15 protein-coding genes are annotated in these 15,768 nt (G+C 44.3%); 2 read left to right on the top strand and 13 right to left on the bottom strand.

All coding sequences use genetic code 11. From position 1 onward, the window contains the following. Positions 1–130 precede the first annotated feature (130 nt). The 11 genes from AAEZ00_RS10135 to AAEZ00_RS10085 all read right to left on the bottom strand — a co-directional run bounded on the left by AAEZ00_RS10135 (position 131) and on the right by AAEZ00_RS10085 (position 12,365). Positions 131–1,837, bottom strand: a complete 1,707-nt coding sequence (locus AAEZ00_RS10135) for a BCCT family transporter (RefSeq protein WP_124012958.1) — start codon at positions 1,835–1,837, stop codon at positions 131–133. Positions 1,838–2,283: 446 nt separating this feature from the next. After that, positions 2,284–2,490: a hypothetical protein gene (locus AAEZ00_RS10130; RefSeq protein ID WP_101033534.1), complete on the bottom strand. Its 207-nt coding sequence runs from the start codon at positions 2,488–2,490 to the stop codon at positions 2,284–2,286. An 8-nt stretch (positions 2,491–2,498) separates the two neighbouring features. After that, a complete protein-coding gene (locus AAEZ00_RS10125) occupies positions 2,499–2,906 on the bottom strand; it encodes a VOC family protein (protein ID WP_101033532.1) in 408 nt (135 codons plus the stop codon). 1,014 nt (positions 2,907–3,920) lie between these two features. Continuing rightward, positions 3,921–4,937 (bottom strand): formate dehydrogenase subunit gamma, encoded by a 1,017-nt coding sequence (locus AAEZ00_RS10120; protein WP_124012956.1) that lies wholly within the window; start codon positions 4,935–4,937, stop codon positions 3,921–3,923. A 48-nt stretch (positions 4,938–4,985) separates the two neighbouring features. Continuing rightward, positions 4,986–5,582, bottom strand: coding sequence for a formate dehydrogenase FDH3 subunit beta (fdh3B, locus tag AAEZ00_RS10115; protein ID WP_101033528.1), 597 nt, complete (start codon positions 5,580–5,582; stop codon positions 4,986–4,988). 25 nt (positions 5,583–5,607) lie between these two features. Beyond that, positions 5,608–8,457, bottom strand: coding sequence for a formate dehydrogenase subunit alpha (locus AAEZ00_RS10110; RefSeq protein WP_124013016.1), 2,850 nt, complete (start codon positions 8,455–8,457; stop codon positions 5,608–5,610). A gap of 16 nt (positions 8,458–8,473) precedes the next feature. Next, positions 8,474–8,668, bottom strand: coding sequence for a formate dehydrogenase (locus AAEZ00_RS10105; protein WP_101033523.1), 195 nt, complete (start codon positions 8,666–8,668; stop codon positions 8,474–8,476). 50 nt (positions 8,669–8,718) lie between these two features. Continuing rightward, positions 8,719–9,384, bottom strand: coding sequence for a TorD/DmsD family molecular chaperone (locus AAEZ00_RS10100; RefSeq protein WP_101033521.1), 666 nt, complete (start codon positions 9,382–9,384; stop codon positions 8,719–8,721). 10 nt (positions 9,385–9,394) lie between these two features. Then, positions 9,395–11,074 carry a 4Fe-4S binding protein gene (locus tag AAEZ00_RS10095; RefSeq protein WP_124012955.1) on the bottom strand — a complete coding sequence of 560 codons (1,680 nt, stop codon included), beginning with the start codon at positions 11,072–11,074 and terminating at the stop codon, positions 9,395–9,397. Positions 11,075–11,241: 167 nt separating this feature from the next. Then, a complete protein-coding gene (locus AAEZ00_RS10090; RefSeq protein WP_124012954.1) occupies positions 11,242–11,901 on the bottom strand; it encodes a DUF3306 domain-containing protein in 660 nt (219 codons plus the stop codon). Next, the gene (locus tag AAEZ00_RS10085) at positions 11,898–12,365 is read right to left on the bottom strand and encodes a DUF3305 domain-containing protein (protein ID WP_101033515.1); all 468 of its coding nucleotides are present in this window, start codon (positions 12,363–12,365) and stop codon (positions 11,898–11,900) included. Before AAEZ00_RS10085 ends, AAEZ00_RS10090 begins: the two co-directional genes overlap by 4 nt. 346 nt (positions 12,366–12,711) lie before the next feature. Here AAEZ00_RS10085 and AAEZ00_RS10080 point away from each other — a divergent pair, with 346 nt between their 5' ends. After that, positions 12,712–13,566 carry a formate dehydrogenase accessory sulfurtransferase FdhD gene (locus AAEZ00_RS10080; RefSeq protein WP_124012953.1) on the top strand — a complete coding sequence of 285 codons (855 nt, stop codon included), beginning with the start codon at positions 12,712–12,714 and terminating at the stop codon, positions 13,564–13,566. On the opposite strand, the gene rlmF is transcribed toward AAEZ00_RS10080, so the two are convergent. Together rlmF and AAEZ00_RS10070 are read right to left on the bottom strand one after the other, a co-directional pair. Then, positions 13,563–14,645 (bottom strand): 23S rRNA (adenine(1618)-N(6))-methyltransferase RlmF, encoded by a 1,083-nt coding sequence (gene rlmF, locus AAEZ00_RS10075; RefSeq protein ID WP_351088620.1) that lies wholly within the window; start codon positions 14,643–14,645, stop codon positions 13,563–13,565. The genes AAEZ00_RS10080 and rlmF overlap by 4 nt on opposite strands. Then, positions 14,645–15,046, bottom strand: coding sequence for a flagellar basal body-associated protein FliL (locus tag AAEZ00_RS10070; RefSeq protein ID WP_124012951.1), 402 nt, complete (start codon positions 15,044–15,046; stop codon positions 14,645–14,647). The genes rlmF and AAEZ00_RS10070 overlap by 1 nt, the downstream gene beginning before the upstream one ends. A gap of 126 nt (positions 15,047–15,172) precedes the next feature. Between AAEZ00_RS10070 and AAEZ00_RS10065 the strand changes: the two genes are divergently transcribed. Beyond that, on the top strand, positions 15,173–15,757 hold the full coding sequence (locus AAEZ00_RS10065; RefSeq protein WP_124012950.1) for a chorismate--pyruvate lyase family protein: 585 nt from the start codon (positions 15,173–15,175) through the stop codon (positions 15,755–15,757). Positions 15,758–15,768 lie beyond the last annotated feature (11 nt).

Genomic DNA, 15,768 nt, shown 5'->3' with positions numbered 1-15,768 from the left:
ATAACTGGCGAAAAATTGTGGACTAAACTTGAGCGTAGCAAAAATAACCCGCGGTGTTTAATCCAGTTGATTAACGTGTTTATTCAAGACTGGCAAATCAAAGCTAATAAATAATTGACCAACAAAGCAGCTAGTTACCAATTTTGTCCCCTTCCTTATGTTCTACAGCTTCTCCAACATCAGCGTCTTCTGTAGGTTCTGGCGCCGAGGGGTGAGCATTTTCTTCCGCCTGTCGCGCGGCTTCTCTTTCGGACTCTCGTAACAACATCGACTCAATCCGCTCATGCAAAAGGTTGTCATTTTTTTGCCTTCGCTGCCATTCCAAAGACAAATCTCGATAAAGCGAATAAGCCATTAACACCATCAGCAGCATAAAAGGAAAAGCCGTCACAATAGAGATCGTCCGCAACCCCAGCAGCCCCCCACTAAGCAGCAGCACTCCCGCCATCAATAATTGCAACACACCCCATAAAATACGCACAAAGCGGGTAGGATTAAGAACACCTTTCGACGTAAACATACCCAACACGAAAGTAGCCGAATCTGCAGATGTCACCACAAACATAGACACCAAAAGAACCGCAACAATCGCCGCATAAAAGCCACCGGGTAATTGATCTAGCATGGCATAGAGCCCTGCGGGCACTTCCTGCGCCACTGCCGCAGCGATACCCGCGTTTTCGAACAGCTCAAAATAAATAGCGGAGCCGCCAAAGGTAGAAAACCAGAGCATACTCAATAGCACTGGCACAATCATAACGCCTAAAACAAACTCCCGAATAGTGCGTCCCTGAGAAATACGGGCAATAAAGCTGCCGACAAAAGGTGCCCAACTAAGGCCCCAAGCCCAATAAAAAATGGTCCATTCTTGCACCCAATGCGCACTAGAATACGGCGTCGTTACCAAACTCATCTGGATAATATTACCCACGTATTCGCCCATAGTTTGGGTCAATTCACTGAAGATAAAAGCCGTAGGCCCAAGCATTAAAACAAACAGCAATAGACCTGCAGCCAACACCATATTGGCATTACTCAAGTAACGTATGCCGCGATTTAATGGCGTCATGGCTGACAGTATGAACAACGAGCCGAGTCCGGCAATGATCAGTAACTGGGGAGTGATTCCGTAAGGCATACCAGAGAGCCGAGACAGACCACTATTAATCTGTAACGCCCCCAGCCCGAGCGTCGTTGCCACACCAAAAATAGTAGAAAGCACCGCCAAAATATCAATCGCATTTCCCCAACCGCCATCGACACGGTCTCCCAACAAGGGCCGAAAAGTTTCGCTAATTAAACCACGACTGTTGTGACGAAACCTCACATAGGCAATGGCCAGCCCCACCACCGTAAAGTTGGCCCACTGATGCAGGCCCCAATGAAAAAAGGCATAACGCATACCCGTCTGCGCAGCTTCTACTGAGCCTGGCGCGCCTATTCCTAAAGGCGGTGAACTAAGATGAAGTATCGGCTCTGCTACCCCCCAAAAGACCAAACCAACCCCCATTCCACCGGAGAAGATCATCGCCAGCCAGCTGCTAAAACTAAATTCAGGAGGTTCATCATCAAGACCAAGGCGAATAATACCGAACCGAGAAAAAGCCAAGCCCAAAGTAAAGAGCACAAAACCGCTACTGGTCAGAAGATACAACCAACCAAAATTGCTCGTCGTCGCATTCAATGCTTTCTGTGCCAACCTTTGTGTTTCATCAGGTTCGACAGCCGCAACCGTCAAAAAGGCAACAATCAGAAATATTGATAGATAAAAAACCACCCCCACATCCCCAAGCAGTCGATTTACCCAGCACTTAAGCTTTCCTACGCCACTGCACATACTACTCCTTAACCTTCTGGCTATTCACAAGCAGCTAAGTTAAGCCATCCATTGTTATAATCGGTAACATTAGCGACAAATTAAACTAAGCCATTCATTGTTATAGTATTCAACATAGTCTCTTTCAGCATTCATTACGATAGTCTTCGATTATTCCAGTTGATAAATTGGGAATATTGTTTAGCAGATTGAGCATTATGAAGTGAGAGGAAGATGAAAAATGAAGGAAATAGCGGATTTAACCCGGCAATATAAGCTTGATATCAATCAAGCTAAATAGGCACATAAAATAGAATGGTTAGGTGTTAAGCACCATCAGCAAGCTAAACCTAGCCATAGTTATCCTCATTTTCCTGCAAATAAAGTAAACTAAAGACTAGACCAATGTTTATTATTTACTGACAGCTCAATATTATAAGTAATAGTACAACGTGAGTTACAGCTTCTTAGTCATCGGTTTTTACTTTACTCTTTGTCGCTTTATCGCCCATAGCTTGCATTTCTTTTACTGCTTTTAGGCGACATACCGCCAGTTGCTCTAAACGCATCGTTTTAATGGCCGCAAGTGGATCATCAACCGGATTGCCTCGCTGCGACATAGCGTACTCAAAGCTATTATCAACGGGATTATCATCATTATTTTTAGTTGCCATCGTTGTACCTATGGAAGTTGTGTCAATTCAATAACATTTTTATCTGGATCGCGAATGAAAATAGATGTTTTACCATCACCAAAGGTAACGGGTCCTTCAGTAACGACTAATCCAATAGACTCTAGGTACTGTTTCGCGTTTACAGCAGAGTTAACTTCTAATGCATAATGCGTATAACCAGGATATTTGTTTTCAACATCCATTAGTACGTTCTTCTGATTATTATCATTGCTACCGCTATCCAAGAGATTTATTTCTACTCCACTGTCATGTTTCAGTACCACAACATGCTCTTTCGAGTCTTGCCTAGTTACCGAAAACCCCAGTTTTTCATAAAATCGGATCGCTCTATCAAACTCCATTACTCGAATACCAACATGATCAAGACTCATTATCTTCATGATTTTATTTCTCATTTTAGGGTCTAACGCCCTGCTAATAAGTGAACCAAGTGCTGGCGGGCGATTTGCTCAGCAAACGGCATAACAGCCTTAGTGAATATGAATTTAGCAGCGTGTTATATTTATTGTCGGCCAATGACTATTGGTGCTATAAATGCAAAAACTAGGATCAAACGCCCGCTAATTAAAAGAGGCCTGAGTAAATGACCTTTCCTCGATAGCTTTCATCCTTGAGCAAACTGTAATCTGCTTCTAGTATAAACACCATAAACTTATAAGAGTTACTGATGGGTTTATTTTTGATAAGTTGAAGGTTTCCCCGTTCAAGCCAAACTTCGGAGGGGCAGACTCCAAGAGATTTAAAACACGTTTAGCCGCCACCAAATACTATAAAGCCAAAGGAAACATCGAAAGACAGAGTAATGGCCAAATTGCGGTAATAAATTCACTCAAATGATCCCACCCTTAGAACCCTAACGTTCTAGTATTTATGCGTTGCGCTGTTTGCGATGCATACATTGTTTATTGGATTTGGCCGATGCCACAGCCACATTAATCGGTAACGCCTTACTTAGCGTAAGATGCTATAGAAATTTGCTTTTTTGTCGGTAGTTTTTGTACAAAAACTCGGCTAATCGTTTGTTCTGATGACATCTTTTAAGCTAGGCTTTGAGCTGTTTCATCACTTTCTATTGTCCTGTTACTGTACTGCATCATAATTTCCCTGCGTAATGATGTGTGCTGTCGTCTCAGCTAATTGTGTATTAACTAAGCACGCCTTTTCATAGGGCACACCACTCAATTTTACGCATTTAACCCAACAGCCTCAGAACAGCTTCACGCTCGACTATTTTTAATAGCGAGATTAATCCCATAAACGGCTACCGCCCAGTTTCACATTGCGGGCAACACCAAAATGCTATTGATCCGCCCTTAGAAAGAACCTAAACAAAAAAACACCTTGTTAGTTACCCAACAAGGTGTTTTATTTCGGCAATATACGAGTGTGTTAACACCAGTATGACTGCTTTACTCTTTGTATTTTAACGAACCATCTGCTTTGATTTCGTCGTACCACATATTGTGGTGCTGCGAAGCCCAGTTTTCGTCGCAATAGCCTGACACCATATTCTCCATACTACCTTCACTGAGTACGGTCGCCATCCAAATATGCACGATGGTAAACGCGATTAAAATTACTGCGCTTACGCCATGCACAAGGAGTGCGAGCATTGACAGCTCACGTGGTAAATCGAGCAGGGGAAATACTAAGATTATCCCTGTGGCACTGATGCTAAGACCGAAAATAGCTAAGGTCCAGAACCACATTTTTTCACCCGCATTGGCAAACCCACTGTCTGGGTGCTTGCCTTTAAATGGGCCAAAGTTAATGTAACCACCGACCAATAAAAACCATTTCAAGTCATACATTTTGAAGGTTTGTAGTGGCATCCACTTGATGATGCACAACAGCCAAGACACCATAAAAATGGGGCTAGACCAATCATGGGAAAACTTACTAAAGGCGATGACCCCCGCCCAAATGCCGTCACCGACATAAGGGGCTAAGACATGCCGCCCAAGCATAATGACCAATCCAGTTAGCATCATGATTAGGCAAGATATCGCCATCGTCCAATGTAACCAAAGATCACTTTTGCTCCAGCGAAGTACCATTTTACCCGAAAAGCCTTTACTCAGTGTTGATGGACCATTGACTAAGTAAAACACTAAAAAGGCCGCAAAAACCCCTATAAAGGCTAAACCAAGTGCGGGTTTTAGGTAAGTATTTCGTAATATCTTACCTTCATTACCCGCGACATTAATCAGCACATCAGCATCAAGACCTTTGTCTGTACTGTATCCTGGTTCGCCGGCTTTTACTGCGCGCCAGAGATCTGCATCACTGGTTTTAGACTTTGCTTGTTGCTGACTTGATTGTTCATCGGCGGCATACACCGGCGACATAACCAATCCCAATCCCATACACAGAACCAACAGAGCAAACATCCTGCGCAGTGATTTGTTTAACGTTAAAGTTAACATTGTCACTCCTTATATGACTGCGATAATTATCGCAGCCATTGCTCTGGGTTAGATCATTTCGCCTGTTTTAGGATTGTAGCCCCAAATCACATTTGGATTACCACGAGCGGCCATACGTTGACGGTAAATATCAGACACTATGCCTGCATCACCGGCCAACAACGCTTTGGTTGAACAAAGCTCAGCACACATGGGTAATTTGCCTTCTGCAATACGGTTAGAACCGTATTTTAAGCGCTCGGCTTCTGAATGATCTTCTTCTGGGCCACCCGCACAGAAAGTACACTTATCCATTTTGCCACGGCTACCAAATGCACTCTTTTGAGGGAACTGTGGTGCGCCAAATGGGCAAGCATAGAAGCAATAGCCACAACCGATACACGTATCTTTGTTATGCAGCACAATGCCGTCTTCGGTACGGTAGAAACAGTCGGCCGGACATACCGCCATACAAGGTGCATCGGTACAATGCATACATGCGACTGAGATTGACGCTTCTCCAGGAACGCCGTCGTTAAGTGTCACCACGCGGCGACGTTGAATACCCCACTCTAAAGCAGAGTCGTTTTCGTTTTTACATGCTGTGACGCAACCGTTACACTCGATGCAGCGTTTGGTGTCACACAGAAATTTCATGACTGCCATGATGGCTTATCTCCTCATCAAGTGTTTAGGCTTTGCTTATCTGACACAAGCTAGCTTTGGTCTCTTGCATTTGCGTGACGACGTCATAACCATAAGTCATGACGGTATTGGCAGCTTCGCCAATCACGTAAGGCACAGTACCCTCTGGGTAGTTTTCGGCTAAACTCTTGCCTTCAAACACACCCGCGAAGTGGTATGGCATAAAACATTCACCCGCAATAACACGCGGTGTCACCATTGCCTTAACGGTAATTTTGGCACCTTCTGGACTGTGGACAAACACATCATCGCCATCACGTAAACCGCGATCTGCAGCATCTGCTGGGTTGATCTCGATAAACATTTCTTGCTGTAGTTCAGCAAGCCATGGGTTACAACGGGTTTCTTCACCACCACCTTCGAACTCAACCAAACGTCCGGTTGTTACTGCAAGAGGGAAGTCTTTAGCAAAGTCTTTCTCTTGAATAGACTTATAAAGTGTTGGTAGACGAGCCACCATACGATCTTCATAAGTTGGATACTTAGCCACTAAGTCACGACGAGGGGTATATAACGGCTCGCGATGAATCGGGATATCATCCGGGAAGTTCCAAACAACACAACGCGCTTTAGCGTTACCGTAAGGCATACAACCATGCTTGATTGCCACGCGCTGAATACCACCAGAAATATCAGTCTTCCAGTTTTTACCTTCAGCATGAACTTTTTCTTCAGCAGTTAGGTCATCCCACCAGCCAAGCTGTTTAAGCATGTCTGCAGTAAACTCTGGGTAACCATCTTCGATTTCACTACCTTTTGAGAAAGAACCTTCAGCAAGAATGTTAGTACCATTATGCTCAACACCATAACGAGCACGGAAGTTACCGCCACCGAATTTAACTTCGCGGTCAGTGCGATACAAGATTTGCGAACCTGGATGTTTCATTTCTGGGGTGCCCCAACATGGCCAAGGTAAACCATAAGTTTCGCCTTTAGCTGGGCCGCCAGGTGCTTCAAGTGAGTTAATGTCGAAAGTGCCCCAGTTTTCTTGGTGCATTTTCAAACGTTCAGGACTTTGGCCAGTGTAACCAATGGTCCACATACCTCTGTTGAACTCACGTGTCATATCTTCAATCAACGGCTCATCGCCATTCACTTTAATATGCTTACAGAATTCAGCATCAATGCCCCACTTCTTCGCCAGCTTGTACATGATCACATGGTCAGGCTTAGACTCGAATAATGGTTCAATGACTTGGCTACGCCACTGTAGTGAACGGTTTGAAGCAGATACTGAACCGTAAGTTTCAAACTGAGTTGACGCAGGTAATAAATACACGCCATCTTGGCGTTCGTGCATAACACCGGCCATTGTTGGGAAAGGATCCACAACAACGACTGTGTCCATTTTATTCAATGCTTCACGCACTTCACGGCCACGGGTTTCGGTGTTAACAGATTGACCCCAGAAGAATGCCATACGAATGTTATCTTTCTGTGCAATCTTAGATTTATCTTCCAGTACACCATCATGCCAACGAGAACATGGGATACCTGTAGACGTCATCGGATCTTGCTCTAAATGCTGCTCTTGGTCGAAACGGTTTTTAACCCAATCAAAGTCTAAGTCCCAAACGTTACACCAATGGCCCCATGAGCCGGAGGTTAAGCCGTAGTAACCTGGTAACGTATCGAACAATAGACCAAAGTCAGTTGCACCTTGAACGTTATCGTGACCACGGAAAATGTTAGTACCGCCACCAGAAACACCCATATTACCTAGCGCTAACTGAAGGATACAGTATGCACGAGTGTTAGCATTACCAATGTGATGTTGAGTACCACCCATACACCAAACCACTGTACCTGGCTTAGTTTCTGCAAGCAGTTTCGCTACACGATACATTTGCTTTTCAGGTACGCCAGCAACATGTTCAACTTCTTGTGGGTTCCACTTCTTCACTTCCTCACGGATACGTTCCATACCGTATACACGTTGGTCGATGAACGTTTGATCTTCCCAGCCATTTTCAAAAATATGCCACAATAATCCGTAAATGTAAGGAATATCCGTACCAGGACGAATATGCACGAACTCGTCAGACTTAGCTGCAGTTCGGGTAAAACGAGGGTCGACAACGATAATTTTCGCGCCGCGCTCTTTACCTTCAAGGATGTGTTGCATAGCAACTGGATGAGCTTCACAAGGATTCGAACCGATGAACATCATCGCTTTCGAGTTACGAATATCATTAAATGAGTTCGTTTGCGCACCGTAACCCCAAGTGTTTGCAACACCGGCTACCGTGGTAGAGTGACAAATACGTGCAGAGTGGTCGACGTTGTTCGTGCCCCACATTGCCGCTAATTTGCGGTACATATAAGCTTGTTCATTTGAGAACTTAGCACTACCCATAAAGTAAACTGAATCAGGACCAGACTCTTGACGGATATCAAGGGCTCGTTGACCAACTTCTTCAATCGCTTGTTCCCAAGAAAGTTTTTTCCACTTTCCTCCTTCAAGTTTCATTGGATATTTAAGACGTTTTTCACCATGACCATGCTCGCGCAATGCCGCGCCTTTGGCACAATGTCCACCAGCGTTAAATGGATGATCGAACGCAGGCTCTTGCCCTGTCCACACGCCATTTTGAACTTCGGCATAAACACCACAACCAACCGAGCAATGTGAACAAATAGTCCGTATTACTTCTGTTGGTGCATCATGGGGTACATCTTTCGCTTCAGCTTTACGCATCATTCCAGCGCCAAGCATTGAAGCCGCAGCAATTCCACCCGTTGCCAAACTGGCAGACTTGAGGAATTGACGTCGGTTGAGACCTAGGCCTAACTTTTCAGCTTTGGCGGCCGTGTCTGTTTTGCGGGTTAATCGCATCACACACTCTCCTTTGTTATTTTCTTAACGAAGCATAGTAGTTAAGGATATGCTCAGTTTCGCGATAGTTACTGCTCGTAGGCTCTGCAGACGGTTTAGTGACTTGCGCAAGTGCGGGTGCACTGACACTGGCCACAGCACCTGCCGCACTGCCGAGCGCTAATGCTTTTAGCATTTGACGACGACCCATGTCGGAAGCTTGCTTCTTCATATTGTCTCCTTGTTGATAAAAAGATGAGGCAGAATATGCCATCACCCGGTTTAATTAATTTGTACAACTTCTTGTTCAAGCGGATCTAAATCAGCACTACCTGGACAATTCACCGGAATATCTAAACTTAGCTGTTCAAATTCATTGGCTTCAGCGGTGAAAAATGCTTGAGCTAATTGTGCTACGCTTTGGTAAAAAATAGCACTTGGTGTTTTGGCTAAATTGTCACAAAAATGCATAATCCAACTGCCAATATGGCGTTGATAAAACGCTAATTGGCGGTAACCTGGCGCCTCTAAAATTAGGCAGCCCATGACTTCACATAACGCGGCGACATGGTCTTCTGGCTCTTTGACGTTATCTTCACGTTCAAAACCCAGTTGCATTAGGTCATTACGCAATGCCGCCAAGGGTTTATCCATTAACGACCCGGTCATAAACCAACTGCCATAAGGCATAATCTCGCCACTGCCAACGCCTAAGAAAATGGCAAAATATTCATCTTCTAATGTGTTTGTGTCACTGTTTGATGCCGCGAGTTTTAACGCATGCCATGCTTGGCTCATGGTATTGCCTTCTTCGGCTTCTACCTCTAAATCAGCTAAAAACTGCAATAATTCAGCACTTGGTTGGCGGCGTAATAACGCAGCCAGTAGCTGATATATATCGGCTCTTAACTGATCATTCTCACTTACTTTTCTTCCTGTTTCTGTCATAGCAGATCTCTTATTGCAATTGCTTTTCTGGATCGTCAAGGATGTCTTCAAACATGTCTTTTACACGGCAATCGCCACACATTTTCAAACGCTCAATATTAGCGCTAAATGCGCTATGTTCACCCACCATCTCAATTACTTTATGTATCATTGATTGAGTCGCAAATTCGCTACCGCATCGGATACATTCAAATGGGGGTTCTTGCTTTAACATTTGAACTTGTTGTCTTGCAGACTGATTGAAGTTGATTTGTGGCACTAAGCTAATCACGTTTTCGGGACAGGCGGCTTCGCATAACCCACATTGGACGCAATCTTGCTCGACAAACTTAAGTGCCGGTGAATCGCCACCATCCTTTAACGCTTGTGTTGGACACGTGGCCACACACGACATGCATAATGTGCACTTGTCGCTGTTTATGCTCACCATACCGTATGGAATATTCGCCATGGCTAACACATCATCAACACCTGCGGCTTGGCCATTAAGGTGGTCAATAGCTTGAAACACGATACTGCGTTTCACATTGGTATTAGGTTCGATAGCGTTTAAGGTCATCGGCATTATCACTGGCCAAGCTAAACTAACCGCTAGCACATCATCTAATTGGCTTAGCTCTGACGGGGTAATTAACCGGATCCGTTGTGGCTGGCCCATTTGATCGAGAATACGATTCGCTAATGCTGACTCACCTTTAAGCATTTGCAGTAATGTTGGTGCTGTTGTCGGCGTTTGTAAGATTAAAATTTCCCGTGCGCCATTAGCTAATGCTGCCAACCAATGGTCAATACTCGCCACGGTGATTTCTTCCATTGCGACAGGTAAAACGTCACCACTGAGCTGTTCCGTAATCCATTCGGCACCCGCTTCATTGTCATGAAATAAAATAACCGGTGCAGTTTGTGCTTCTTGGCGATAACGACTGACTAGCTTTTCAAGGTAAGTATGCAGTGATGCTGGGGTGGGTAAATCGTAACTTAACGCCCCTGTTGGGCATGCATTGGTACAACTGCCTGCGCCATGACAAAGATAAGGATCAATTTCAATTTTATGCGCTACGCTACTAATGGCATCGGCAGGACAAAAGTTTAAACAACGGTTACAACCGTTTAAGCCGTGTTTGTCATGGGCACAAATATCACTGTTAACCCGAACATAGCGCGGTTTATCAAACTCACCGATTAAGTCTGGAATGTTGGCAATTGCATCAGCAAGTAACGCGGAGTCTTGGCCAACATAAAAGTAACCCGGTGGAAGCATTTCAAGGCTGATGCAGGGACTGTGGCTTAAATCGAGCACGATATCAAAATGCGCTTGACGAATGGCGACCACACTTAACTCTGTGATACCGCTTTCACCTTCCACTTTAACCTGAAACTGTCCTAGAAAACCTTTAACGCTGGCCAATTTATTGTAATAACTTTCGACATCAGTGGCCGCATTCATTACTGCTTCAAGGTGGGTTTCGTCTTGGCTAGTGATCGCTTCATTGGCCAAAATAACCCGGCTTGCCATAGTGGACAATTTGTCCGCCGCTAAACGCGCCAGATCTTCAGGCCCAATAACGAGCACATGCCCCTTGGTGGTATAGCTGACAGTAGGCGGAATTAAATTTTGCAAAATCTGCGTATTCGCCATTACCTGTTGTCGTGCTTGTTTCAGCTGTGGCTGGTTTTTTCTAATACTCATTGCGTTCCCAATTCTCGGTTTTTATACCTCATTAACAGTGGTAGCTCAGTTCACTGTTGACGCTTATTGCTGGTCATTAATTGACTATCATTAATTAACTCTAACTCGTGCTAAATCGTTAAATAACGGCTTTTATCTGTGTCACATTTATTTAGTGACTGTCGGTATTACGCTTTCGCCTCATCGCTGGCGGCAGCTTGCTTTATCAGGTCATCATCGTGACAAAGCGGTTGTTCTTGTGACGATAACGCTGCAATCTGTGGTGCATTTTCATCGGCTAAAACAATTTGCTCCTCTTCAGTTATCGAGTCGGTTTGTTCAGCCAGTGCTGTTTCCGCTAAGTCAGTTTGTGCTAAATCGGTTTGTGCTAAGTCAGCATCTAATTCTGGCTCAGGCTGTTCTTTTTCAATGACATAACGAAATACTTTATTGGCCAACTCGGCTGAGACATCCGCAGAGAGTAACGGTTGATTTGTATAATCCAGCGCATATTCAAGTAGCCCATCGATATGACCGTATTGCGGTTGTTTCCATAACGCTCGCAGCGCTGCGGCTTTAGTCGTTGGGTCAACACTTTTGGCCATAAAACGCGCAAAACTGCCGCCAACTTCAATAGTACTCGGGTCAGGTAACGGCTCAGACTCTGTCACCTCATCGGGCTCATGGTCTATTGTGCTAACGTCTTGCAGCGTTTCCGCTGGTAGCGTGTCTGTGTCATCAGCATGATCTAGCGTGTGCTGCAGCAGCGCTTCTTGTTCAGCCTCTTCAGCGACCCGCTGACGCCTAAGCTCCCACCGGTTAATTAATCCTTCAGCCTTATCATTCATTGCATTTTCCCTGAGTGATTAGCGCTGGGTCCTTCATTTTTACGACGGTTAACATGCTTACGTCTATGGGCACTGATCTCGACCTCGCCGTGACGAGTGATAAATGCTTCTATCCAACAAGCTATTGCACCAGGCATTGGGATATTGAGCACCGGAGTATCTGATTCAAGACAGCCAGCGCTGACATATTGGTCAGCTGAAATCATCGCAGGAACCCATGTGCCATCAATCAGTTCGTCGCATACGATAAAAAGTGTTGAATTATCCATATCAAGATTGATGCGATAACTACCACGTTCATCTTTGTGTAATGCCAATTTAACCAAAACACCATTGTCAGGCTGTTCTAGCGTGGCAGGAATCATTTGGTCAAGCTCCCAACGGACTGATGTCCAACGCCCTACTTGGGTTTGCACTTTTTTGAGTGAAACATACATTGGCCAAATCGTGTCGGTGTGTTGCATGGAATGCTTACCTCTGACATGAATATGTGTATTGAAATACACTAGATTGATTTCTTTATTATTAAAGTAGCAGCAAAAATGATGCCAACTAGAAAGTAAAAATAACTTTGAACTAGATCCCGAAATTATTAGTAATAATAGGACAATATGTCCACTATGCAATTTGGGGTGGGACATAAATACACGCCAATAACATTGAATTTGTCAAGATTTGCGCCAGATCACGCTTAGGTAAGTTGTTTTAAGTTAAGGGAATAATAATTGCTATGCTTATTAGGTGATGAAGCAGGCAAACACGGCCTACTCCTCCCATTAATGAAACACCTACTTAGAGGCTAACTCGCTTATGATTCAATCTGTTTCAGCCACATCTTTGCAGCGCAACGCGATAAAATTTGTTAAAACCAAGACTCAGGTACCGCTGACCATTGCAGTCAAAGCCGTAAACGAGCTAGGTCAAGTCGTCGATAAATTTGTCGCCTGTGAACGCCCATTAACGGTGTACTTAAATTGGCGTCCCATTGTGACCTTAATGACTTTGGGTGCAAAACCAGAGTCCCTAACGCTTGGATACTTAAAAAACCAAGGGTTTATTAGTGAGTTAAGTTTACTTGAATCGGTTATTGTTGATTGGGATGTCAGCTCAGCTGCGGTGATCACCCAAGAGGTCTCTGAGGATATTGAGCAGAAGTTAGCCGAAAAAACCGTCACATCCGGTTGTGGCCAAGGCACGGTTTATGGGGGGTTTTTAGAAGGTTTAGATAAGATATCATTGCCGACACCGGCATTAAAGCAATCGACTATTTATGCCTTACTCGGCAACATTAATGCCTATAATGAAACCTACAAAAATGCCGGCGCCGTCCACGGCTGCGGAATATGCAAAGACGAGAAAATTTTAGCCTTTGTTGAAGATGTTGGCCGCCACAATGCCGTCGATACTCTCGCCGGAGATATGTGGTTAGATCAACAATCGGGACATGATAAAATTTTTTACACCACAGGTAGACTGACATCTGAAATGGTCATTAAAGTTGCCAAGATGGGCATACCGGTACTACTGTCGCGCAGTGGCGTGACCCAAATGGGCTTAGACTTAGCCCAGCAAATGGGTATTACCCTAATTGCTCGCGCCAAAGGGCGGCACTTTTTGGTGTATCACGGCAGTGAAACGATAACATTTGATGCAGCGAAGGATTAAGGACGCAATGCGACCCATTGTTGACGTAATGCAGGGCTTAAAAAGCTCCACGCTAATATGCGGGTCGCTTTATTACCTTGTGTCATCTCGATGGTTTTCACCTCAACGGCGTTCACTTGTTTGAGTAATTGATAACACGGTTTGAGGTTTTCTGACTTTGAGACTAATGAGGTAAACCATAGCACTTGGTTAGCATAATCTCGGCTTTGTTTGATCATATTAGCTAAAAATTGTTGCTCACCGCCCTCACACCATAGCTCTGCTTTTTGACCACCAAAATTAAGCGTAGGCTTAGCTTGGCTTGCCGCTAACTTACGCGATTTTTGCCCCTGGTTTTGTTGCTTATTTTTGGCTAAATTATTAACTTTACGTAATGATCCCTCAGATGCTTCAGCGAGTGAACGATGAAACGGCGGGTTACACAAAGTGACATCAAACTGTTCATCGGTAGCAATCAGACCGTTAAAGATATGCTCGGGTTGATGCTGTAATCTTAACTGCAAATGCGTGGCAATCTTTGAATTTTGTTGTGCAATCTTGGCGACATTAGCGATAGAGACAGGATCAATATCCGACGCCACAAATTGCCAACCATAGGTTTGGATCCCAAGTAACGGATAGATACCATTTGCACCGGTGCCGATATCCAATCCGCGAATACGCGCCCCTTTAACCACCTTGCCTTTGACCGCTAATAAATCAGCAATGTAATGTAAATAGTCCACTCGACCAGGCACCGGTGGGCACAAATATCCGTCAGGAATATCCCAGCCATTAATGTGATACTCGCTCAGCAGCAATGCCGCATTGAGGCTTTTTACCGCTTTAGGGTCGGCAAAATCGATAGAATCATTACCATAAGGGTTTGGACGTACAAAAGAGGCTAGCGCTGGCATAGCGCTTATTAATGCGGCAAAGTCGTAACCCTGTTGATGGGCATTACGCGGATGCAATGCTTTTGATAAGACAGGCTTGCTCAACTTTACCGAGGCGCGGTTAATGTTGGCAGTCGACCGGCTTGGCGGACGCTTAGCGGTATCATGTTTGGCTCGCACTGGCGGTGTCGTTGAACGGGTCATTAATCGTATAAATACTTAGTGAATAATAAATTAACCACAATAGAGCGACCGACTTCTTGCTCCATTAGGCTATTGACCGTCTCATAGCATTCACGGCGAATGTCTTCTCTTCCAGATAAGGATTTAACCTTTTCTTCGGACTGATTACCTAAAATTTCAACAATGGCCGAACGTAGCAAAGGATCGTGATGCTCTAAGCTCATTAAATCGTTTGGATCTTTTACCATCAATTCAACACTGATTTTAACAAAACCTAACTTTTTTCGATTCGAAATATAGTTAGTCACAATGTCCGGCTCAAAGCCGTAATAAGCATAATCTTCGAGGGCTTGCTCATCTGCTGCATGGACATTAAATGCAAAACAACACAGCATAACTAACGTTGAAACCAATTTTTTCATAGTGAAACAAACTCCGTCAATGTGGAACGTTAATTAAATAAGCCATATTGGCCACTCCCTTAGAGTGTTTGCTCATCTTTGACATGATAGACTAATGCCGTTGAGATATATTGTAACGAGTTTTAGATGAATGTGACCAGTATTAGCTTTCCTTATGGTGAATCAATTCATTGGTTTTCGCCACAAAAAATCGATTCATTGCCCGATAGCCAGCTTAAAGAATGGTTATTAGCAACGGGGAGTTTGACCCTGCGCCTTAAGACACACTGTAATCATTTTGAAGTAAAAGTGTTAGGCGAGCATTTACTTGAGCCTCTAGCAGATGAGTTCCCGGCTCAGACTGACCCTGTTTGGGTCCGTGAGGTATTATTGTGTCTTGACGGTATCCCATGGGTATTTGCCCGAACACTGATCCCACAAACCATTTTAAGCACTCAGCGCAATGACAATCAATACAATGATTTTACTCGCCTTGGCACTCGGTCTTTGGGTGAATTATTGTTTACTAGCCCAGACATTACGCCAGGCAATATTGAAGTCGCCCAGTTTAAAACCTGTGGCCGTTTAGCAGCCTTAGCCACCAGCTTAAATCAACACGTTAACAGCAGCTTATGGGGCCGTAGACGCTACTTTAATTTACATGACTCACAACTTATTGTTAGCGAAATATTTCTGCCTGCGGCGGTCGATTATATTAATCAAAGCGCTTAGTGTGCTCGTTA

It is taken from the genome of Shewanella sp. S1-49-MNA-CIBAN-0167 (assembly GCF_040310145.1).
GTDB classification, from domain to species: Bacteria; Pseudomonadota; Gammaproteobacteria; order Enterobacterales; family Shewanellaceae; genus Shewanella; species Shewanella psychromarinicola.
The sequence above is the reverse complement of the archived record's forward strand: the minus strand, read 5'-3'. Positions and strand labels throughout refer to the sequence as shown.

Excerpts from the sequence above, each read along its gene's own strand:
- AAEZ00_RS10130 (WP_101033534.1), bottom strand. The coding sequence starts at position 2,490 with ATGGCAACTAAAAATAATGATGATAATCCCGTTGATAATAGCTTTGAG.
- rlmF (WP_351088620.1), bottom strand. The coding sequence starts at position 14,645 with ATGACCCGTTCAACGACACCGCCAGTGCGAGCCAAACATGATACCGCT.
- AAEZ00_RS10095 (WP_124012955.1), bottom strand. The coding sequence starts at position 11,074 with ATGAGTATTAGAAAAAACCAGCCACAGCTGAAACAAGCACGACAACAG.
- AAEZ00_RS10070 (WP_124012951.1), bottom strand. The coding sequence starts at position 15,046 with ATGAAAAAATTGGTTTCAACGTTAGTTATGCTGTGTTGTTTTGCATTT.
- AAEZ00_RS10120 (WP_124012956.1), bottom strand. The coding sequence starts at position 4,937 with ATGTTAACTTTAACGTTAAACAAATCACTGCGCAGGATGTTTGCTCTG.
- AAEZ00_RS10090 (WP_124012954.1), bottom strand. The coding sequence starts at position 11,901 with ATGAATGATAAGGCTGAAGGATTAATTAACCGGTGGGAGCTTAGGCGT.
- AAEZ00_RS10110 (WP_124013016.1), bottom strand. The coding sequence starts at position 8,457 with ATGCGATTAACCCGCAAAACAGACACGGCCGCCAAAGCTGAAAAGTTA.
- AAEZ00_RS10100 (WP_101033521.1), bottom strand. The coding sequence starts at position 9,384 with ATGACAGAAACAGGAAGAAAAGTAAGTGAGAATGATCAGTTAAGAGCC.
- AAEZ00_RS10135 (WP_124012958.1), bottom strand. The coding sequence starts at position 1,837 with ATGTGCAGTGGCGTAGGAAAGCTTAAGTGCTGGGTAAATCGACTGCTT.
- fdh3B (WP_101033528.1), bottom strand. The coding sequence starts at position 5,582 with ATGGCAGTCATGAAATTTCTGTGTGACACCAAACGCTGCATCGAGTGT.
- AAEZ00_RS10080 (WP_124012953.1), top strand. The coding sequence starts at position 12,712 with ATGATTCAATCTGTTTCAGCCACATCTTTGCAGCGCAACGCGATAAAA.
- AAEZ00_RS10085 (WP_101033515.1), bottom strand. The coding sequence starts at position 12,365 with ATGCAACACACCGACACGATTTGGCCAATGTATGTTTCACTCAAAAAA.
- AAEZ00_RS10105 (WP_101033523.1), bottom strand. The coding sequence starts at position 8,668 with ATGAAGAAGCAAGCTTCCGACATGGGTCGTCGTCAAATGCTAAAAGCA.
- AAEZ00_RS10125 (WP_101033532.1), bottom strand. The coding sequence starts at position 2,906 with ATGAGAAATAAAATCATGAAGATAATGAGTCTTGATCATGTTGGTATT.
- AAEZ00_RS10065 (WP_124012950.1), top strand. The coding sequence starts at position 15,173 with ATGAATGTGACCAGTATTAGCTTTCCTTATGGTGAATCAATTCATTGG.